Below are 21,775 nucleotides of genomic sequence, written 5' to 3'. Positions count from 1 at the left end.
TTTTTTTATGAAATATTATTGAAACAATTTTTTTTATTCATTTACATAGGTTGATTTTTTAAATAGTTTTTTGTATCCTAGTAAAAAAACTTACTAAGTAGAAATATGAATATAACTGATAATGAAATTTTTAATTCTTTAAGAGACACTTTAAGCTCTTATTATCCTATTTCAAATGAATCATGGGAAGAATTTAAAAAAATATGTAAAATTAAATATATAAAAAAGAATGAATATGCTTTTGATTTATATGATGAAGTAAATGAAATAAGTTATGTATATAAAGGCTTATTTAGGACATTTTCTTTAAATGAAAATGGAGAAGAATATACAAAAAGTTTTTTTTGGGAAACTAGATTTTATGGTCCTATGGTTGCATTATTGTATAAAAAACCTTTAAATTCAGCTGTTCAAGCAATAGAAGACTCTATTGTAATAGATATAAATCATAATAAATATAGAGAGCTTTTGATGAAATATGATGATATAAAAATGTATCATATTTTTTATTTAGAAAAACATTGGGTATTACATAAAGATGATACTGGTCTTTCTTTAGTTTTAGAAGATGCACACAAAAGATATGAACGATTTAAAAATGAATTTGGACATATCATTTCAAGAATACCCCAATACCAAATTGCTTCTTATCTAGGTATATCTCCTACTCATTTAAGTAGAATAAGAAAAAAATTTAAGTAATTTCTATATCAATTTATCTAAAATCTCATCTATATCTAAACTCATTTTTGAAAAAGCGAACCATTTTTTGCCCAAATCTTTTAAACTAGCACCCAAATGATATATCTCTTTTTTATCAAGTATTAAAAATCTATCATGAGAATTTTTAAAAGTTTTTAAAGATATATTTTTATATTGCTTTTTATACTTTTCAAAATCTAAATTTAATTGTTTTGAAATATTGTTTGTATAAATAGTAAAATTTATATTTGGATATTTACTCAAAAGAGTAAAAACTGTATCATCTATATAGTTATCTATCAAAATAACTTCATTTTTTGATAACTTCAATAAATCATTTACAAAAGAGTATGAATCAAAAATTTGTCCATCATAAAATATTCCACTATCTTTTTCAAGTTTATTCTCTTTTATTTTAGATTTTAAAATATTTACATCATTTTCTAATGATAATAATCTTTGTTCAGTTATTTTAGCATATCCATTTTGGATATAACTCTTCAAAATAGATGTTGCCCATTGTCTAAACTTCACACCTTTTTGAGATTTTACTCTATACCCAACAGAAATTATTACATCAAGATTGTAATATTCTACATCTCTTGTTACTTCTCTTTCCCCTTCAAATTGAACTGTTGCAAAATTTGCAACAGTTGAAAATTTCTCTAATTCTTTTTCAATAAAGACATTTTTTATATGTCTTGAAATAACAGATTTATCTCTATCAAATAACTCACATAGTTGGTTTTGATTCAACCAAACTGTTTGATTGTCCACCGAAATTTAAGTTCTAGTTCACCATCATTATAGACTACTAAATTTGATAGTTCTTCCATTTTTTATCCTTATGATAACAATTCTAAAATTCTATCATAAAAAGAAAAATTGCATGAAGAATATTACATTTTGTAAGATTTTATTTATATCATTAAGTATGAGTTCCAGAGTATAAAGGAAAAGTAAAAATTGTCTGCCGTTTAAAATCATCGAAATCTTAATTAAAATAAAACTACTTTGAAACTCATACTAAAAGATATAAAGAGAGAATTTCTCTCTTTATATTAAAATGAATATCTCATATTAACAGCAAAACTTCTAGGTTCTCCATAATGCATATTATTTGAGCCTATACCAGAATAATATTTTTTATCAAATAAGTTATTGATATTTAACTGAAGTTTTAAATCTTTTGTTACATCATAAGAAGCCATAATATTTGCTAAGATATAAGCATCTTGAGTAATTTGCTTAGCTCCACTTCCTGAATAAATCTTACTTTTATAGTTTAATCCACCACCAATAGCAAAATCTTTATTTATTTTATATTTTGTAAATAAATTTGCAGTTGTTCTTGATGAACTTGTTTCAAATTTTTCATCTTGAGCATCTTTTGCTTCAAAGTTTGCTATACCAAAACTAAGATTCCAGTTATCAGTTATTTCACCACTTATATCAAACTCTACTCCTTTACTTACAACTCCTTTTGCAGCCTTAAAAGCTGTTCCACCAGTAACTATATTTGGTCCACTTTCATCTTCTGTAGCAACTCCATCTTGCTCTACTCTAAATATAGATAATGCAGTATTTAGTCTTTTATCAAAATATTCACCTTTAATACCAGTTTCATAGTTTTTTCCTACTATTGGGTCAAGATATTGATCATTTATATCTTTACTTGTTTGTGTTTTAAATATATCTGTATAACTTGCATAAACTGAATGATGTTCATCTATATCATAAACCAACCCTGCATAAGGCGTAATTTCATTATTAAACTCTCTATTTCCAGCTCCAGTAGTTTTATTCTTATATTCCCAATCTGAAACTCTAACCCCAGTAATAAGTTTTAAATCTTCCATCAAAGAAAATTTACCAGCTAAATATATTCCTGTTTGTATTGTTTCATCTAAATCTCCATTTCTATTTCTAATAATTGGAGTTGCTAAAGGAATATTTATATTATTAAAATATAAATTCTTACTACTTAAAACAGGAGTTCCTAATTTTCTTTTTACTAATTCATTTTTATTATACATAAAACCAGTCACTATTTCATGGTCTAATCCTCCAAGTTTAAATGGAATAGAAGCATAAATATCAATATTATTCTCTTTTGATTTGCTCTCGACTGATGAAAGAGAAAAGAATCCATTACCTAAACTTGTTTGTTTATCAACTTTTCCACCAAAAAAGAATAAGGCAGTTTCAGGAGTATATTCTTTGTATAAATAATTTATATTTAAAGAAATATCCTCATATAAGTATTGTGTTGCTTTTGCGTATATTGTTGTAGTCTCACTATTCCAATAAGTCCAATCTGAACTGATATTTGTTGATCTATCAAAATTTGTTCTAGTACCATCAGTATAAAAAGCAGGTAATCCCACCCATTTTACCCAATCTCTATTAAGTTTTTCATAGCTTGCACCAAGTGATAGAAAAGTAGTATCAGTTAAATCCATATCAACTACACCATAAAAAGTATCTTTTTGTTTTTCATAATGATCTAAAAAAGATTTACTATCTTGATGCTTTGCTACAAGTCTAGCTCTTATAGTTCCATCAGAATTTAATGGAGTTTGCACATCTAAAGTTGCACTATAATTATCCCAAGAACCAGCAGATAAATTTATATCTCCTTTAAATACTTTACTATTTGCATGTTTTCGTATAAAATTTATTCCAAGTCCAGGGTTACCAGCACCTGTCATAAGCCCATTTGCACCTTTTACAAGTTCTACTCTATCATAAATAATTAAATCTGGGTCTCTTTCTGATAATCCCATTACACTTGGAATTCCATCAATAAGATAATAATCTACTTCAAATGACCTTGCGGTTGGTTGTATTCTTTCATCCATTCTATTTGTAGTTACACCTGTAATATTATCAAATAACTCTTGGTATGAAGTGATATTTGTATCATCTAAATATTCTCTTGTTAAAACTTTTACTGATTGTGGAGTCTCTCTTATTGATAAATCTAATTTTGTAGAAGTATTCATACTACCTGTTGTATATGAATTTGTATTTTCTGTTGTACTTCCAAAAGTACTTTTTACAGAAACATCATCAAGTATATAAGTCCCATTTATAACTTTTATAGCTCCTTGAGTAGGACTTATTAAAATAGTATTATTTTCAATAGTAGCTTCTAATCCACTACCTTTTAGAATTTCATTTAAAGCATTTTCTACACCTTCAATATTGTTTATATTTGGTGCTTTTTTACCTTCTAGTAGCTTTCCATCTACCATATATGGCATATTTGATTTTTTACTTATCTCTTCTATCGCCTGTTTTAAAGATAAGTTTGTGATTGAAAATTGCTCTGCATTTAAGCTTGTAGTTAAAAGAAAAGCTAATGCAGGAGCAATAATAACTGATTTAAACTTTGTCATATTTTCTCCTAATAAAATATAAGAACAATTATTGAAATTGTTTCTTTGGATTATATGACGTTTGAGATTTAAAAATCAGACACTTTTTTTAAAAAAATTTGGAATTTTATAATTTTATATAGAAAAGTTTGTTTTTATAAGCTTTTTGTAGTTTTAATATATCATTTTTTTTAATGATATATTAATTATTTTCTTGAAAATCTTAAATTATTTTCATTTTTATCAACTTTTATAGAGTATATCTTTGGTAAAGCTAATAAAAATTTATCAAAATCATTGATTGCAAAGTTTCCAGTTATTTGTGTATTTGAAACTTTTTCATCTTGAAACTGTACATTTATATCTGTATATCTTGAAAATTCTTTTAAAACTTCTTCTAAAGGTATTTTATTGAAATTTAAAAAACCAGTTTCCCAAGTTGCTATATAATCTACCTCTACTTTTGAAACTTCCAATTTTTTATCTTTATTTATATCTATTTTATCTCCTTTATTTAAATAGATATATTTTTTATCAAAAGATACTTTTACAGTTCCTTCTTTTACATTTATATTGATATCATCATCAAAATTTGATACTTCAAAAGCTGTTCCAACTACTTCTATTTGAATATCTTTTGTTTTTACGATAAATGGTCTTTGTTTGTCTTTTTCAACATAAAAAACTGCCCTTCCCTCTAATAATTCTATATCTCTACTACTTTTATAATAATTGATATTCATATTTGAGTGTACATCTAAAGCTATTTTTGAGTCATCAGGAAGAGTTACAGTATTTTGCATATCTTTTATTGAAACAAAACTTTGTGAATATGTAGGAATAAAATAATAATCTACTCCAAATCCAATACAGAGAAAAATAGAAGCAGCAATAGCAAATTTTTTAGTTTTTTCTATAAATCTTGTTTTTGTTGCACCTTTATTTGCTTTCTCTATTAGTTTTTCTTTCATACTGTTTGGAAGTTCTATAAATCTTTGTCTTAATAGTTTATTTGAATTATAAGATTTTCTATGAGATGGATCTATTTCTAACCAATTGTCTAGCTCTTTTTTTTCATTTGGATTTAATCCTTCTTTTTCTTTTATAAGCCAATAAATAGCTTGTTCATCAATATTTATCATCAATTAAACCCTTCAATACTTTCTAATTTTTCTTTTATCTTTTCACTAGCTCGAATAATATGCTTTTCAACTGCAGCTACACTTATCCCCATCTTTATTGATATCTCTTTTCTACTTAATCCTTCAAAAACATGAAAAATAAATGCTTGAGCATTTTTAGGTGGAATAGTTTCCAATATCTGAAATAATAACTCTTGTTGATACTCTTCTAATAATAATTCTTCAGGTTGTTCTTCTTTTGGAATACTAAAATTATTTTCTTCATATTCTATTGACATTGAGTGTTTCTCTTTTCTTGAAAGATCAAAAACAATATTTCTTGCAAGTTTATATAAAAAAGCTCTTTGATTTTCTATGGGAGTAGCTATCTTTGCATCTAACATTCTAATATAAGACTCTTGTACTATATCTTTAGCTTTGTCTTTATCACCTATCATTTTTTGGACATAATATACTAATTCCTGATAATACTGTACCATAAAAGAGCAATCCTTTAGAAAATTTTAAGAAATACTATCATAACTAGAATTATACTCATATTAGAATAATTATTTTTAAATTTTAATTTTCATCTTTATTTTTTAGAATTCTTTGCAAACTCAATAGCATTAAAAACAGCTTTTTTAGCTTGTGGAGAGTTTTTCCAACAAGAACTTCCTAAAATATCTGAAACAATATCTGTTATCTCTTCTACACTACTATTTGAAAGTTTTTCTAAAGAGTCAATTCCTATTTGTTCAAATCTTTTTATAACAGTTTCTCCTACAAATTTTACTTTTAAAAGTTCTTCTTTCTCTTCTTTTGAAAATGGCATATATTATCCTTTTCTTATTAGTTGTTTTTTTTCATACTAAAATTTATCAACTCAATATTATCTATTTTAACTAAATTTTTTTTAACTTCCATAAAACCAAATTTCTCAAAAAATGATTTTGCAGTAATACTAACATCTGCTTTGATTTTATCTATATTTTCTTCTTTTGAAATTTTAAATATATGATTTAAAAGTAGTTTCCCAATACCACAATTTTGATATTTATGATGAACATAAAAACAATCAATATATCCATCATAGTACTCACAAAAGCCAACAACTTCATCTTCTAAAATACATAAAAAAGGTTTTGATTTCTCAAATCTTTTTTCCCAAAGTTCTAAATTATACTTTGGATTTGCCCAAGCATTTAACTGCTCTTTTGAGTAATCTTTTTTATTTATATTATAAATTGTATTTGTAAATAATTCAACTATTTGTTTTAAATATTTTTTATTATAATCAACTATTAAAAATGAAATATCAGGAAAAATATCTATCATTTCATCATAAGTTTTATTTTTTTTCAAAGCTTCAATTACAACATCTAAAGGTTTTGAATAAATATTTGGTAAATCAAACTCATCTTTTTCTAGCTTAAAAGCAAGTTGTTCCAAAGGTGGAGTAAACTGCGCATTTACACCTTTTTTATTTCCTCTTGCATCAACTTTATACCAACCAAATTCTTTTAAATAAATCACATTTAATCCATGTAAACAATAAATATCTTTTTTATATTCACTACAAGATAATCTTTGATAGCAAAATCCCACAGGAATACCATTTGCTCTTAAAAGTGCTGCTAAAAGATGAGATTTTGCATAACACCAACCAGTTTTGTATTTCAAAACATCGCTAGCTTTGTAAGTAGTTATTTCATCTTTGAAATCACCACTATGATGAATATTATCTCTTATATACAAAAAACAATTTTTTGCTATTTCTTCATCTGTTTTACAATCTTTTGCCAACTCAATTGCAAGATTAAAAACTTCTTTGTTATTAAAGTCAATTATTTCTGTTTCTTCTAAAAATTTTTTCATTTTAAACTCTTAAACTCAAACTTCATAAAACTATTAATCATGTTTCTATAAATATTTACAAATCTCTTTATCTTTGCAAATATCAAAAATATCCATTAAATAATTGTTATGAAAAGTTCTTATATTTAATCTTTCTGTTTTTATTTGTATTTATAATATCAATATCTTATAAAATTTTATTAATTTTAACAATTGTTTGCTAAATGAATTGTTTTATTAAAAATTAAGCTACTATAAAATAGAATTTCATCGCAAACTCATTTAGAGTAGTCGTGAGCATTAACGTCAATCAATGCGCTAAATTTAATATAGTACACTGGACAGATCCAGATATTTAACTATAAAATATAGATTAGCGTTTTTGAAGCTGTTTAGTGTAAAAAAGGGTACTATTATGAGTAAAAATCTCAAAAAACAAACAATCTTATTAGGAATTCCAAAATTTCCTACAAAATCAAGTGCTATTATCATGCCATTTATTTTATCATCATTGATGACACTTATTGTATCATTTATAAGTACAATCAGAGTAGTTGGGTTTCAAGATACATTAGTTAGCTTATGGATGAGTTCATGGGTTATATCTTGGATGATAGCCTTTCCTATTTTATTAATTCTTCTTCCAATTGTAAGAAGATTAACAAATACTTTAATAAAAAGCGAATAGTAATTAAGTAATACTTAGTTACAATTCCAGCAAATTTATTTTCTCAGGGCAAGGTGAAATTCCTTACTGGTGGTAACTATTTTATAGAAGTCCACGAGCGCCTTATATTTATAAGGGTCAAGCAGATTTGGTGAGAATCCAAAACCAACAGTTATAGTCTGGATGAAAGAGAAGATTAAACTTTATTATTTTGTTAACAAAATTAGGTTTATTGCCCTGATTCAATAAGTTTACTTTATAAAAAAGGAAAACTATGAATCAACAAATGTCGAATTCTCAAAAAAATATTGACAAAGCTATAAAAGCACTTCAAAATGGAGATGGTATCATCATAACTGATGATAAAAATCGAGAAAATGAAGCAGATATTATCTTTCATGCAAATACAATCACAAATCAACAAATGGCACTACTTATCAGAGAATGTAGTGGAATTGTATGTTTATGTTTAACTCCTAAAAAAGTTGAAGAATTAAATCTTTCTATGATGGTTAAATCAAATAACTCAAGATTTCAAACACCTTTTACTATTTCAATAGAAGCAAAAGAAGGTATAACAACTGGAGTTAGTGCAAAAGATAGAGTAACAACTATAAAATCAGCACTAAAAAATGATGGAATAAATCATATTATTTCTCCAGGGCATATATTTCCATTATGTGCAAAAGAAGGTGGAGTTTTAGAAAGAAATGGTCATACAGAAGCTAGTGTTGATATGATGAAGTTATCAAATTTAGAACCAAATGCAGTTTTATGTGAAATAACAAATGAAGATGGAACAATGGCAAAAGGTGAACAAATAACAGATTTTGCTAAAAAATATTCAATGCCAATTATAAGTATAAAAGAGATTATTGAATATAGAACAAAAAATAAAATTATATGAAGAGATTATAAAATCTCTTCATTTTTTTAAATAACTAAAGTAAATTCTTGAATATTTCTTTTAGTAATATTCCATAATTTTAGTTCTAATTTTTCAATAAATATTTTATCATGACTTACAATAATTAAAGTTTTTTTATACTCTTTTAAAGCTTTTTCAATAGATTCAATAGAATTTATATCCATATGATTTGTAGGCTCATCAAGGATAATTAAACTAATATTTTCTAATAAAGCTTTTGCTATAAAAAGTTTTCTAAGCTCTCCAGGACTAGCAAAAATATTATTTAAAATATTTTCTGGATTAGAAGACAATCTTCTTACAAAAGTAAAAAGTAATCCTTTCTTATTATTATCAAAAGATTCTATGTCTTCATATAGTTTGTTAACTTGATTGTTTTCTATTTCTTGTGGAAGATATAAATAGCTACTATTTAAAAATATTTTTGAAATAAGATATTTTAAAAAACTACTTTTTCCCACTCCATTATCTCCAATAATTGCGATTTTATCATTTGAATTTATAGTTAAACTTGGGTAATATAAAGTTTTATCTTCTGATAATTTAAAACTTCCTTCCTTTAAATAAAAAGAGAATAAATCTTTTTTTAAAATATCATTTTCTATTTGTATCCCTTTTTCAAACTCTTTATCTATAATATTTCTTTCTAATACTTTTTCTTCATATTTTTTAGAAAAATTTGAGACTAATTTTGAATCATTTTTATCTTTACCTGTAAGTTTAGCAAGATTAATTTTATTTTTTAAATCTTTATCATTTCTATCTACATACTTTTTTGATAATCTAGATTTAGATGTTAATACTTTCTCTTTTTGAGTTTGAATATTTTTTTTAAGTTTTTTTAGTTCTTTGTTTATATTTTCATTCTCTTTGTGCAAAAAGTTTTTATATTGATGTAACTCTTTTATTGCATTTTCATAAGTACTTTTATAAGTATAAATATTTTGATTTTCTATTATAACTGTATTTGTACATAAAGAATTTAAAATTTCTCTATCATGGCTAACTAAAATACCGATACCTCTAAAATATTTTAGAGCTTCTACTACAATAACTTTTGAATTATAATCCAAATGATTAGTAGGTTCATCTAACAATAATACATCTACTTCTTGATATAAAGCAATAGCAATTTGAATTCTTTTTTTCTCACCATAACTTAAAGTTTGCCATCTATAAAACCATTCATCTTGAATATGAAGTGACTCTTTTAACTTAAAAGTTTTACTATTGTAAGTATATATAAAATCATCAAAGCCTTTAGGAGTTTCATCAAGATTTTGTTGACAATAATATACTAAATCATTTCCAACTATATTTCCAGTTTCTGGGGTTATTTTTTTCGAAATAAGCTTTAAAAGAGTAGTTTTACCTGAACCATTATTTCCAATTATACAATTCCAAGAAAAAGGCTCAAAATTAAGATTTAGATTTGTAAATATATTTCTATCTGTATATTTGAATGTAAGATTGTTTATTTGTAAATGTTGCATGAAATTCCTTGATTTAGTTGCAGATTAGTATCAAGGATAATTATATTTTTAGATTTTATCCTTGAATTAATATAAAGTATTCATTGTTTTTTCCTTTTAAATTTTATTGATTATTTATAGTCTTTTCGACTCTTTTTTTAAGCTCTTCATTCATAGCTTCAAAACCTTTTTTTGTATTTAAAATAGTTTTCCCAAAAAATGGTATTAAGATTCCACTAAACTTTTCACCTTGAATAAAAGTAGTTGTTCCATCATTATTATCTTTTATTAAAAAATAGTGTTCTCCATCAAATATTCCACTTAAAAATATTTTACCAAGCCATCTTAACTCTTTATTTTCTTCATATTTTAAAATTTTAGGTTTAAAAATCATAGTTTTTTCATCTATTTTTACTACAATTTTTAGAGTTTTATTTTCATATAACTCTCCATTAATATCTATAATAGATGGATTCCAATTTTTATACTCTTTAAAATTTATAAGTTCTTGCCATATTTTATTTGGTGTTGAATGTATTGTTATATATGTTTTTATCTCATTTTTAAACATTCTTAGTCCTATTTTTTTGGTCTAAAAGCTTTTATAATATCTTCATTAGTTTCTAAATATGGACCTTCCATCAAATCTATACAATATGGTATTGCTGGAAAAACTGCATCAAGACACTCTTTAATAGATTTTGGCTTCCCTGGAAGATTTACAATCAAAGAAGTTCCTCGTAATCCTGCTGTTTGTCTTGATAAAATTGCAGTTGGAACATATTGTAAGCTCACACTTCTCATAAGTTCCCCAAAACCTGGCATCATTCTATCACAAACAGATTCTGTGGCTTCAGGCGTTACATCACGAACAGCTGGTCCTGTTCCACCAGTTGTTACAACTAAACAACAATTTTGCTCATCAACTAAATCTTTTAAAGTTTCTTCAATAGTAGTTCTATCATCACTAATACATCTATAAACTGCTTCCCAAGGAGATTTTAAATAATCATTTAGAGTGTCTATTATAGCCTTTCCTGATAAATCTTCATATATTCCAGCACTTGCTCTATCACTTGTTGTTACTATCCCAATTTTTGCTATCATAATAAGTGTCCTTTATCTTTAAAATAATATACAGTTGAATAGTTTTTAAAAAAATCTTTTGCAGTTAAACTATCAACTATTAAATCTTTTCCACCTAAAAAGACTTCTATTTTTATACCTTTTTCTATAACTTTTTTTAAATTTTCTTCATTCCAAACATAGTTTAAAAGTTCTTCTAACTCTTCAAAACTTCCTTTTTTATAATATTTATCTATATCTTTATAAATTGGAGATTTAACATTTCCTAAAAAAGTATTTATATATGAACTTTCATCTTTTTTAAAAAACATAAGCTGCATTCTTTTAAATTTATCATCTTTTGTTTGAAAAAAAGCTGGGGATAAAAGTTGAAGTTTATCTATTCTTTCTTTAGAATTTAAGACATACTCAAAAGCTTTTATAGCACCATACGAAAATCCCTGAATTGTAAAATCATTTTTAACTATATAATCTTCAAAAAGTTCACATTCATTAATAAAGCAAAAACCACTAAAAAAATTCTTACAAGTCATCAAGAGTTATTACCTCATTTTTAAGCATAATATCTTTTAATCTTAATATTTCACTTACATTTGAAGATAATTCAACTTTTAGTTCATCTTTAATATTTAGTATAAGTTCATCAATATTATTTGCCATTTTATATTTATTTACAACCATATCAGCTAATTTGTATGCTCTTTCTAAATCTTCACTATTTATAGCAAATTTTTCTTTTTTTATTACTTCAAGACCTACCAAACCAGATAAATCACGTTTTATATTTTCACATAATTCACTATAAGATGGATAAGTTGAGTTCAATTTTGAGACACTTTCATCTAAAAGAGATATTTTACTTTTTGAAATAAATGCTTTACTTACTTGATAAATAGCCAAAATCTCTTTTTGCTCATTATCTAATATTTTTATTTGTTTTTTTCCAAACTCTAATTTATTTTTTGCAACTTCAATATCACTATAATCTAAGACTTTTTTATCATTTTTTATCATATTTAAAAGTGCTTCATTTACGAGTGTAGAAAGAGCAGCAGAACTAAATCCAGCAGTTTCATTTACAAGCTTTTCTATATCAACTTTACTATTTTTATCTTTTAAATATAACTCTAAAATCTGTTTTCTATCTTCAATATTTGGAAGTCCTACATACAATCTTCTATCAAATCGCCCTGCTCTTAGTAGTGCATCATCTAAAACTTCAATTTTATTTGTTGCAGCTATTACTATAACTCCACTTTCTCCATCAAATCCATCCATTTGAGTTAAAAGTTCATTTAAAGTTGATTCTCTTTCATCATTTGATTTTCCACTTCTTGCTTTTCCAACGGCATCTATTTCATCAATAAATACTATTGAAGGAGCATTTAATTTTGCTTGAGTAAAAAGTTCTCTTACTTTTTTTGCTCCCATTCCCACATAAATATGTACAAAACTAGCACCACTTTGATAAAAAAATGGTACTTGTGCTTCTCCTGCTACTGCTCGTGCTATTAAAGTTTTTCCAACACCAGGTGCTCCTACAAGTAACACTCCTTTTGGAAGTTTTACACCGAATTTGTTATATTTGTTAGGATTATTTAAGAAATCAACAATCTCTTCAAGCTCTTCTTTTATCTCTTTTATTCCTGCAACATCTTTAAAAGTTATATTTGAAGTTACTGGTTTAATATTACTTTCAAAATCTTCTTGAGGTTTTTGTGTAACTTTTTGAGTTGTTTTTTGAAGTTCAATATCAAAAGAGTTCGTAGTAGTTTTTACTCCTCTTTTTTTCTCTAAATATTTTCTTAGTTTATCTTGATTTGCTCTTAAGACAAGAGAAAAGATAAGTAAAACAAATAAAAAACCTATACCTATATAATATGAACTTCCTTGTATACTTGAACTACTTTTATAAATAGTATAAGAAAATAAAACTACAAGAACAATAGCTGATATAATCATCAACTTAAAGTTTTTTTCTATATTTTTATTATTTGAATCTTGTTGCATTTTTAGTAAACTCCACTTCATAATCTTCTAAATATAACCAATCTCCAACTAAATCTTTATCACTACTTATTTCAATTTGATTAAAGTATTGATCAAGTCCTATATATTTTCCATTTTTTTCTTGTTCAACTAATACTTCAAGTTTAGTTCTATTATTTTTTCTAAAATCATAGTTTTTTTGTTTTATAGTTTCTACAAGTTCAATATATCTATCTTTTGCTATATCACCTTTTATATCAGGTTTCATAGTAGCACTTGGTGTTCCATCTCTTTTTGAATAAGTAAATGCATGAACATGTGTTAATGGAAACTTTTTAAGATTTATCATAGCTTCTTTCCATATTTCAGGTGTTTCACCAGGGTGTCCTACTATAAAATCTGTTCCTAGTGCATATCCACTATCTTTTAAAAATTCAAAAAGTTCTAAATCACTTAAAACTTTATTTCTTCTATTCATTATCTTTAACATATCTTTTGAAGTATGTTGAAGTGCAATATGCAAATGTTTTGCCATAAAAGGTTCATTTATAAGTTCTTTAAATTCATCATCTATTTGTATTGGTTCAATACTTCCCATTCGTATTCTTTTTACACCTTTAATTTGAGACATTTTTTTTAGTAATTTTGCCAATGAAGTATGTTGTTTTTTACCATAACTTCCAACATTTGTACCAGTTAAAATAAACTCACTAAAACCATTTTGTGCTAAAGTATCTATTTGTTCTAATATAACTTTTTCTTCATAACTTCTGGCATCACCTCTTACATAAGGGATAATACAGTATGAACATCTAAAATCACAACCTTCTTGAATTTTTATAAATGCCCTACTTTTACCAACAAACTCTTCAACTATAGTTTTATCTAAGTGAGTTAAATCACCAAGCTGAAAAAATCTATCATTATTTAAAAGTAGTTCATTAATATTCTCTTTTTCAGAGTGTCCAAAAAGAGAGTCAATTTTATTTTCACTAAAAAGCTTTTCTCCTTTTGTTCTTGTTCCACAACCAGTAAATATAACTCTTGGGTTTGTAGGTAGATTTTTTAGACCATTTATATAACTTCTTGCTGTACTATCAGCACTATTTGTAACTGTACAAGAGTTTATTATTACAATATTTGCCTCTTTTTCATTTTGTGTTACTTCAAAATCTCTTAAATTACTAATCATAACTTGAGTATCAAAAAGATTTGTTCTACAGCCAAAAGTTTTAAAATATACTTTTGGTTTGTTTTGTGAAAAATTCATAAAATATTATCCTATAATTTCATCTCTTCTAATTCTTCAGGAGCAACTTTTCTATTCATTGCTGGACCATAAGGATTTGATGTTCTATTAATATTAATTTGTTGTGTTGGGTAAGCAATATGAATATCACTCTCTTTCATAAATGCTTCAAGAATTTCTGTACTAATTGTACTTCTTAAAACTAATGCAGCAAAAGAGTTTGTAAGATACCAACCAGAAATCACAACGCCATGTGGTTCTATAAAAGTAAATACTCTTGGTTCTACTCCAGTAGCTCTTAACTGATATTTATTTCTCATTTTAGATAATTGTTTTCTTGTAATATCACTATAACCTTTTGAGTAATGTTTTAATATTTCTCTAATTATCTTTTGTGCTTTTTTATGATTTGAATCAAAAGTTAAAGTCATATCAATACCATCCCAAACAGTTTTCAATTCACTATGACTATAGTTTGCTATAAGTTCAGAAAAAATATAGTTATTTGGAACAAAGAATATTCTTCCAGCTCTTCTATTATGCATATATGTAATTAAAGTAATATCTTCTCTTATAGTAATTTTAAATAGTGAGATATCTAAAACATCTCCAACTGTTTCAACATTTCCTTTTGTTACTCTAATTCTATCTCCAACTTGAATAAATCCAGAAGTTACAATAACCATCCAACCAAAAAGTGACATAAACCAATCTTTTAAAGCAATAGCAATACCTGCAGATGCAAATCCAAGGATTGTTACAAGATATGAAACATTATCGATATAAGAAAAAAGTAATACCATCAAAACTAAAAATGCCAATGTAAAATTTATGATTTTATTTACCATATAATAGTTTTCAGTTTGTGAAAAGTATCTTTTCAAAGTAAGTTTAACTAAAAATGAAATAACAAATAAGAAAATTATAATACCAAATATTAAAAACATTTTTTGTATTTGTTGAGTTATTTGGTTTTTAATCTCTAAAATTATCTGTTCAATCTTTTTACCATATACTTCCTGAGTTGTAGTTACAATATCTAAAACAATATCAAAATCTCTTTTTTGTTTTTCTAAAAATATCATTTTCTCTTTATATTCACTTTTGGGATCAAGAGTATAAAGTTCTTTATAACTATTTAACTCTTCTTCTAAAGTTTGAAAAGTATTTTCTATTTGTAATTTTAAAGCAGTAAATTGTTGTCTATTATTCTCTATTTTTTTAATATTTGATAAAGCATTGATTATTCCAAAAGGATTTGTTATATTTTCAAACTTCTCTATTTCTGGTGGATTCATCAGCGAACCAATAGGAGAACCTTTATACTCACCTATTAATTCTAATTCATTTTCTTTTACTCTAATTTTATTTAGAAGTTGATATTCTAATTCTTCTGCTAGATTATTTTTCTTCTTTAAACTATCTTTTAATTGATCTAATTCTGCTGAAATTTTACTATAAGATAAATAATTAGAGTATCTTTTTAATAATATATTATCTTTAAAGCTTGATTCTATTTTATTGATTTTTTCTAATAAAATATTTATTTCAACCATATTCTCAATTTCTAAAGTAGCATCATCTTTATTATTTGCATTATTTGTATTTTTATTTTCTAATTTTTTGTCTACTTTTTCATTCGCACTTAAAAAGTAAATACTTGTAAAAGAAAAATTTATTAGTACAAAAGCTAAAAATAGTTTTTTTAACAATTAAAATCCTTTTAAAACTTCAATAACATCATTTTTTTCAATTTCATCAGTAATTCTACAATCACCAATACCAATAGGAACAATAAATTTAATTTTATTATTTGAAGATTTTTTATCTAAGAAAAAATGTTCATAAAAATCTTCAACATCTTTTATTTTATAAGTTGTTGGTATATCATATTTTTTTAATAAATTTTCTACTCTTTTTGTATCTTCAAAACTCATAAGATTTAACTTAACAGCTAAAGCATTTGCCATACACATACCAATTCCAACTGCCTCACCATGTAAATATGTATTATAATTTGTTTCATTTTCTATTACATGCCCAAAAGTATGTCCATAGTTCAATGCTGCTCTTAAACCTTGTTCTTTTTCATCTTGAGAAACTACCCAAGCTTTTGTTTCAACAGATTTTTGAATAGCAATATCTATATTATTTCCTTCATTTAAATCATTATTTTCAAGCCAAATAAAAAAATCTTTATTAAATGTAACTGCCATCTTAATTATTTCTGCAACTCCAGCTCCAAACTCTCTTTTTGGTAATGTTTTAAGCATAGAAGAATCTATATAAACAGCTTTTGGCTGATGAAAAGTTCCTATTAAATTTTTTCCATATTTATTATTTATTCCAGTTTTTCCACCAACACTTGCATCAACTTGAGAAAGAAGTGTTGTAGGAATTTGAATAAAATCTATACCTCTTTGATATATAGAAGCAGCAAATCCTGTCATATCTCCAATAACTCCGCCACCAAATGCAATAAGCAAAGATTTTCTATCAAGTCTTGCTTCAAAACATGAAGCTAAAATTTGCTCTAATGTCTGCATATTTTTATACTTTTCACCATCAGGAATTGTACAAATAGTAATCTCTTTTGCACTAAGTTTTGATTTTAAATAGTCAAGATGATAAGAACTAATAGTTGGGTTTGTAACAATGACAACTTTTCTATCAAAATTTAGTTCTTTTAGTGTTTCAATATAAATTTCGTATGAATTTTCTTCTGAGAGGTTTATTTTTACAGTCATTATCTATTTTCCATTATATTTTGTATAAGTATAGATAATATCCAAAAAAAGCTAAAAAAAGCCTTTTTTGTTTAAATTTAAATCTTAAAGTTTTGCCATGACAGAACCAGAAATAGCGTCTATTCCTATCTCTTCTAAAGTTTTTATTTCAGATATTTCATCTACTGAAGTAGCTACAAGTTTTATATCTAAAGATTGAGTTAAAATTTTTAACATATTTAAACTTTGTCTTGATTCAAGTAAGAAGAATTTTGAAGCTTTTATATAAAGTGGTTTTAACTCTTTTAAATAGTTATAGTCATCACTATTTGCAATAAAGTTGAATATTGCAAATTTAAAATTAAAATCTTTAAATAGCTCAACATACATCAATGTACTATTTAAGTTTTTATTAAATGCTTCTTCTTCAATTTCAAAAATAACATTTTTTGCAAGATTTTTATATTTAGATAACATCTCTTTTAATCTTGCATAACTACTTAGTTTTTCAATAAACATTGTAGGTAATTGAATAGATACAAGCCCAAGTTCATCACTATTTTTGAATACTTTTTCTATAATGTGTAAATATACTTCATCTAATCTATTTTGTTCTAAAACAGGTGCTATAAACTCTCCATATCTAATAGTTTCACCTTTAAAATCAAGTTCAAAACTAATAGTTTTTAATAATTCAGATTTTGAATTAATATCAACTATATCCCTATGAATTAGTCTAAAATGTTCTTCTCTTAAAGATAGATTTAAAATATTAATCCACTCTTCTTTTGTTTTAAACTTTTCTATATTTTTAGCATAAAAATAGTTTTTATCAGTATGAATTTTTGATTGAGAGAATGTATAATCTATTTTTGTAAATAGTTCTCTCATACCTTCTTCATTTTCATATTTCAACATTCCAAAATATATATTATTTTTTAATTCTTCAATAGTTTTTAAATTTTCTATTAAATTGTCTAAATTTTCTTTTACAATATCTTCACTTGAATTTGGAATAAGTATTACAAAATCAGGACCACTTAATCTTGCTATAACATTTATATCATCAGCAAAATGTTCTTTTAAAGTTTTACCTAAATCTTGTAAAAGTTTATCTGTTTTTGCAAAACCATATGTTTTATTTATATCTTGAATATTTATATTTATTAATACTAAAAAGCCTTTATTATTTGTACTATCTTTATCTAAATATTCATTCGCTTTTAATATAAAGTATTTTCTATTATTCATTTTTGAGTGTTCATCAAAGTATAGAAGCTCTTTATTTGTTTTTAGTACTTCATTCGTATTTTTAAACATACTTTCAAATTTTTTAACCATACTATTTATACCAAAAGTAAGAGATTTAAACTCCTCAGTAAATGGGATTTTATTTGATATTATAAATTCATTATTCATAACTGCTTTTGCTTGTTCATTTATGATTTTTAAAGGTTTTAAGATAAAAGTAAATAAGAAAAATAAAATTATCATTAATACTATAAAGCTAGTTATTAAGGATTGTACAAGTTTTATAAACATTGAATATGTTTGTTCATAAAAAACTTCTTTATCTCCATAAATTTCTAAGACACCTAAAACATTCCATCCTTCAGATACACTTGCAAGTGCTGAAATATCACCGATATCAACAAAATCGATAAACCATTCAGGAATATTTTTATATTCACTAGATTTTGTTTCTTTTACTCTTTCATAGATAATTTCTTCATTTGTATTTTTAAATACAATTTTTGCATAATTACCATTGTCAAAACTAGCATTCATGACAGTCTTTATTGATCCTTCATCTACCCCAGCATTTGTAATAGATAAACTTGTACTTGTAACACTATTTTGTACATTATCATATAAAGATTTTGAAGCTGAATCTTTTATTATATTAAAAGATAAGCCAACAATTAATACAAATAGTACTAAAAAGATAAAGCTTAAAACTATTGAAACTTGTTTAAATAAACTCATATTTTCTGTCCTTTATAATTTTTAATTAAAGTATCCCATTTTTTATGAGCAGCAGTTTTTTCACCTTTTAGTATATTTGGATTAAAGTTGAAAACAGGAACTAAATCAGTTCTTTTTGATGCAGGTTGAATAGATTTTTTCAAATTATCTAGAATTAATGGTTCTGAATTTGGTGTTTCAAAATATGTTAGTACCATATGAGCTTCATTTGATGCTTTTACCCTAACGTAAGTTAAAAACATTTTTGAAGTTGGTATTCCTAAATACTCTAATGCAAAATATTTAGCAATAACATAATCTTCACAATCTGCTTTATCTCTAGCTAGCATCTCATAAGGATTTGCCCAATAATCACTAACCCCATAAATACTTTGATCACTTGCATACTTAACACCATTGAAAAAATCATTTACTTTTTCAAGCTTTGTATTTAGATCTGAAGATTTATTTTTCTCCAATAGGTTATTTAAGGCTACAAACCTATTTTTTGCAAATTTCCCATATTTAGCTTCAACTTTATCTATTAAAGATGAACTAACAAAATCTGCATTTAGAGTAAAAAATAGTAGAAAAAAGATACTCATAAAAATTTTCATAAGACTATTATATCTAAAATATTGTTTTTTTAACTTTTTTTAAATTATGCTAAAATTAAAAAAAATATTTTAGGGGATATATATGAAAAAATTAGTTTTAATTAGACATGCAAAATCAGATTGGTCTAATATTTTATTAGATGATTTTGATAGACCTTTAAATAAAAGAGGTAAAAAAAATGCTCCTTTTATGGCAAACCTATTGAATAAAAAGAATTTGTCTCCTGATTTAATAATATCTTCACCATCTATAAGAACAAAATTAACTTTAAAATATTTTATAAATGAATTTAACTATACAAAAGACATAGTTTTTGAAAAAAATATATATGAAGCTCCTTTTGAAAATCTTTTAAATGTTATAAAAAGTGTAAATAATAAATATAATACTATTTTTTTAATAGGACATAATCCAGGACTTAATGATTTAAGTAATTTTTTACTGAATGAGTTTAAAGAAAATATTCCAACTTGTGGGATTGTAGAAATAGAATTTGATATAGATTTTTGGAAAGATATTTCAAAAAGGAACTCAAAGTTAATCTCTTTTGAGTTCCCTAAAAAATATATCTAGACTATTTTTTTATTTTATCTATTAGATGAAGTAATGGTCCTGTCATTGCTGTAGTAACTAATGCCATGATTACAAACATAGCAAATAATTCAGCACTCAAAATTCCTAATTCAAATCCAATATTTAAAACAATAAGCTCCATCAATCCTCTTGTATTCATCAAAGCACCAATTCTAAATGAATCAGACCAAGAGAATCCCATAAATTTAGAGGATAAAGCAGCACCTAAAAGTTTTCCTGCAATTGCAACTATGATAATAATCCCACAAATATACCAATGATATGATGTTTCCATCAATCCAATTTGTGTTCTTAGACCCGTTAATGCAAAGAATAATGGTAAAAGTACAAGTACACTTACATATTCAATTTTTGGAATTAACATTTCTCTTAATTTTGAATCTTTATTTGATGGCATTATAACTCCAGCTATAAATGCCCCAAACAATGCGTGAATTCCTATGATTTCAGTAGCAAGTGAAGATAATAATAAAACTATCAAAATAATTGCTACCATACTCATATTAAGTGTAGTATCATCTTTATATCTAGCAGCAAACCAAGCTAAAAATGGTTTAATCAAATATATCATAATAAGCATATAAGCAACTATTAATCCTAAAGATAAAGCAGATGCACCTAATGATGTAGATGAAGATATAGCGATAATTATTGCTAAGATATACCAACCTGTTGCATCATCTGCTGCTGCACAAGTTAATGACATAGCTCCATAAGAAGTATTTGAGATATTTCTTTCTTTTACTATTTTAGCTAGTACAGGAAATGCTGTAATACTCATAGCAATTCCCATAAACAAGGCAAAAGGAATAAAGGATACATTCTCAGGTGCAAAAGAACTATATAAAAATAGTGCTAAACCAACACCTAGAAAAAATGGAAATAAGATACTAGAGTGACTTATAACAACAGACTCTTTTGTTTTACTTTTTAAACTATCCCAATCTAGTTCCATTCCAATAACAAACATAAAAAAGATTAATCCAAGCTGGCTAATCATACTTAAATTACCTAAAGAAGATTTAGGAAATAAAGTTTCTGAAAAAGCTGGAAGCATAGAACTTAAAAAAGATGGTCCTAAAATAATCCCTGCAATAATCTCTCCTACAACAATTGGTAATAAAACTTTTGTTGCAATAAAACCAAAAATTCTAGTTGCTATCATAATAACAATAATTTGAGTTAGAAGAAGAGCTAAAGGGTGATGAAATTGATTGAGAATTAGTGTTTTTAAATCATTAAAAACTCCATTTTCACTTGTAAGTTGAAGAGTACCAATAGAAACATTACTATTGACATATCCTAAATATAACATTATTACTATCCCGAAGGAGAATAAAGTTACTATCATCAAGTAGGTGTACATTTTTTTCATTTTAATCCTTTAAAAAAAATTTTAACATCATATATGATTAATATTA

At 25.2% G+C, this 21,775-nt stretch carries 21 protein-coding genes and 1 riboswitch; of the genes, 4 read left to right on the top strand and 17 right to left on the bottom strand.

The genetic code is table 11. The features are described from left to right. Nucleotides 1–105: 105 nt before the first annotated feature. Nucleotides 106–702: a Crp/Fnr family transcriptional regulator gene (locus ALANTH_RS06175; protein ID WP_026804345.1), complete on the top strand. Its 597-nt coding sequence runs from the start codon at nucleotides 106–108 to the stop codon at nucleotides 700–702. Between the two features lie 3 nt (nucleotides 703–705). Here ALANTH_RS06175 and ALANTH_RS06170 read toward each other — a convergent pair whose 3' ends face one another. From ALANTH_RS06170 to ALANTH_RS06145, 6 genes are all read right to left on the bottom strand, one after another. After that, nucleotides 706–1,479 (bottom strand): virulence RhuM family protein, encoded by a 774-nt coding sequence (locus tag ALANTH_RS06170; protein ID WP_228133191.1) that lies wholly within the window; start codon nucleotides 1,477–1,479, stop codon nucleotides 706–708. 284 nt (nucleotides 1,480–1,763) lie between these two features. After that, on the bottom strand, nucleotides 1,764–4,103 hold the full coding sequence (locus ALANTH_RS06165; protein WP_026807776.1) for a TonB-dependent siderophore receptor: 2,340 nt from the start codon (nucleotides 4,101–4,103) through the stop codon (nucleotides 1,764–1,766). A gap of 185 nt (nucleotides 4,104–4,288) precedes the next feature. Beyond that, nucleotides 4,289–5,224, bottom strand: a complete 936-nt coding sequence (locus ALANTH_RS06160; RefSeq protein WP_026807775.1) for a FecR family protein — start codon at nucleotides 5,222–5,224, stop codon at nucleotides 4,289–4,291. Then, complete coding sequence (locus ALANTH_RS06155) at nucleotides 5,224–5,703, bottom strand: RNA polymerase sigma factor (RefSeq protein ID WP_026804341.1); 480 nt, start codon at nucleotides 5,701–5,703, stop codon at nucleotides 5,224–5,226. The genes ALANTH_RS06160 and ALANTH_RS06155 overlap by 1 nt, the downstream gene beginning before the upstream one ends. 95 nt (nucleotides 5,704–5,798) lie before the next feature. Next, nucleotides 5,799–6,038 carry a helix-hairpin-helix domain-containing protein gene (locus ALANTH_RS06150; protein WP_026807774.1) on the bottom strand — a complete coding sequence of 80 codons (240 nt, stop codon included), beginning with the start codon at nucleotides 6,036–6,038 and terminating at the stop codon, nucleotides 5,799–5,801. Between the two features lie 17 nt (nucleotides 6,039–6,055). Continuing rightward, nucleotides 6,056–7,081 (bottom strand): GNAT family N-acetyltransferase, encoded by a 1,026-nt coding sequence (locus tag ALANTH_RS06145; RefSeq protein WP_157833597.1) that lies wholly within the window; start codon nucleotides 7,079–7,081, stop codon nucleotides 6,056–6,058. A gap of 394 nt (nucleotides 7,082–7,475) precedes the next feature. Here ALANTH_RS06145 and ALANTH_RS06140 point away from each other — a divergent pair, with 394 nt between their 5' ends. Together ALANTH_RS06140 and ribB are read left to right on the top strand one after the other, a co-directional pair. Then, the gene (locus ALANTH_RS06140; RefSeq protein WP_051488733.1) at nucleotides 7,476–7,748 is read left to right on the top strand and encodes a DUF2798 domain-containing protein; all 273 of its coding nucleotides are present in this window, start codon (nucleotides 7,476–7,478) and stop codon (nucleotides 7,746–7,748) included. Nucleotides 7,749–7,783: 35 nt separating this feature from the next. Further along, a riboswitch (FMN riboswitch) is annotated at nucleotides 7,784–7,926 on the top strand. A gap of 75 nt (nucleotides 7,927–8,001) precedes the next feature. Continuing rightward, nucleotides 8,002–8,634 carry a 3,4-dihydroxy-2-butanone-4-phosphate synthase gene (ribB, locus tag ALANTH_RS06135; RefSeq protein WP_026807773.1) on the top strand — a complete coding sequence of 211 codons (633 nt, stop codon included), beginning with the start codon at nucleotides 8,002–8,004 and terminating at the stop codon, nucleotides 8,632–8,634. 26 nt (nucleotides 8,635–8,660) lie between these two features. Here ribB and ALANTH_RS06130 read toward each other — a convergent pair whose 3' ends face one another. From ALANTH_RS06130 to ALANTH_RS06085, 10 genes are all read right to left on the bottom strand, one after another. Then, nucleotides 8,661–10,148: an ATP-binding cassette domain-containing protein gene (locus tag ALANTH_RS06130; protein WP_026807772.1), complete on the bottom strand. Its 1,488-nt coding sequence runs from the start codon at nucleotides 10,146–10,148 to the stop codon at nucleotides 8,661–8,663. Nucleotides 10,149–10,251: 103 nt separating this feature from the next. Then, entirely contained in the window at nucleotides 10,252–10,698 is a 447-nt protein-coding gene (locus ALANTH_RS06125) for an SRPBCC domain-containing protein (protein WP_029888328.1), read from the bottom strand. Between the two features lie 8 nt (nucleotides 10,699–10,706). Continuing rightward, nucleotides 10,707–11,234 carry a molybdopterin adenylyltransferase gene (gene mog / locus ALANTH_RS06120; RefSeq protein ID WP_026804336.1) on the bottom strand — a complete coding sequence of 176 codons (528 nt, stop codon included), beginning with the start codon at nucleotides 11,232–11,234 and terminating at the stop codon, nucleotides 10,707–10,709. Then, on the bottom strand, nucleotides 11,231–11,749 hold the full coding sequence (gene bioV / locus ALANTH_RS06115; protein WP_119171291.1) for a pimelyl-ACP methyl ester esterase BioV: 519 nt from the start codon (nucleotides 11,747–11,749) through the stop codon (nucleotides 11,231–11,233). Before bioV ends, mog begins: the two co-directional genes overlap by 4 nt. Next, on the bottom strand, nucleotides 11,736–13,244 hold the full coding sequence (locus ALANTH_RS06110; protein WP_228131131.1) for an AAA family ATPase: 1,509 nt from the start codon (nucleotides 13,242–13,244) through the stop codon (nucleotides 11,736–11,738). Before ALANTH_RS06110 ends, bioV begins: the two co-directional genes overlap by 14 nt. Then, nucleotides 13,204–14,472: a tRNA (N(6)-L-threonylcarbamoyladenosine(37)-C(2))-methylthiotransferase MtaB gene (gene mtaB, locus ALANTH_RS06105; protein WP_026807770.1), complete on the bottom strand. Its 1,269-nt coding sequence runs from the start codon at nucleotides 14,470–14,472 to the stop codon at nucleotides 13,204–13,206. The genes ALANTH_RS06110 and mtaB overlap by 41 nt, the downstream gene beginning before the upstream one ends. Before the next feature lie 11 nt (nucleotides 14,473–14,483). Next, entirely contained in the window at nucleotides 14,484–16,163 is a 1,680-nt protein-coding gene (locus ALANTH_RS06100) for a mechanosensitive ion channel domain-containing protein (RefSeq protein WP_026804332.1), read from the bottom strand. After that, the gene (gene aroB, locus ALANTH_RS06095) at nucleotides 16,164–17,198 is read right to left on the bottom strand and encodes a 3-dehydroquinate synthase (protein ID WP_026807769.1); all 1,035 of its coding nucleotides are present in this window, start codon (nucleotides 17,196–17,198) and stop codon (nucleotides 16,164–16,166) included. An 84-nt stretch (nucleotides 17,199–17,282) separates the two neighbouring features. Continuing rightward, nucleotides 17,283–19,163 carry a bifunctional diguanylate cyclase/phosphodiesterase gene (locus ALANTH_RS06090; RefSeq protein ID WP_026807768.1) on the bottom strand — a complete coding sequence of 627 codons (1,881 nt, stop codon included), beginning with the start codon at nucleotides 19,161–19,163 and terminating at the stop codon, nucleotides 17,283–17,285. Next, complete coding sequence (locus tag ALANTH_RS06085; protein ID WP_026804329.1) at nucleotides 19,160–19,759, bottom strand: transglutaminase-like cysteine peptidase; 600 nt, start codon at nucleotides 19,757–19,759, stop codon at nucleotides 19,160–19,162. The genes ALANTH_RS06090 and ALANTH_RS06085 overlap by 4 nt, the downstream gene beginning before the upstream one ends. Nucleotides 19,760–19,841: 82 nt before the next feature. Between ALANTH_RS06085 and ALANTH_RS06080 the strand changes: the two genes are divergently transcribed. Beyond that, nucleotides 19,842–20,333, top strand: a complete 492-nt coding sequence (locus ALANTH_RS06080) for a SixA phosphatase family protein (protein WP_026807767.1) — start codon at nucleotides 19,842–19,844, stop codon at nucleotides 20,331–20,333. Between the two features lies 1 nt (nucleotide 20,334). On the opposite strand, the gene ALANTH_RS06075 is transcribed toward ALANTH_RS06080, so the two are convergent. Then, nucleotides 20,335–21,729, bottom strand: coding sequence for a cation:proton antiporter domain-containing protein (locus ALANTH_RS06075; protein WP_228133190.1), 1,395 nt, complete (start codon nucleotides 21,727–21,729; stop codon nucleotides 20,335–20,337). Nucleotides 21,730–21,775: the final 46 nt, after the last annotated feature.

This window comes from Aliarcobacter lanthieri, from assembly GCF_013201625.1.
Lineage (GTDB): Bacteria > Campylobacterota > Campylobacteria > Campylobacterales > Arcobacteraceae > Aliarcobacter > Aliarcobacter lanthieri.
The sequence above is the reverse complement of the archived record's forward strand: the minus strand, read 5'-3'. Positions and strand labels throughout refer to the sequence as shown.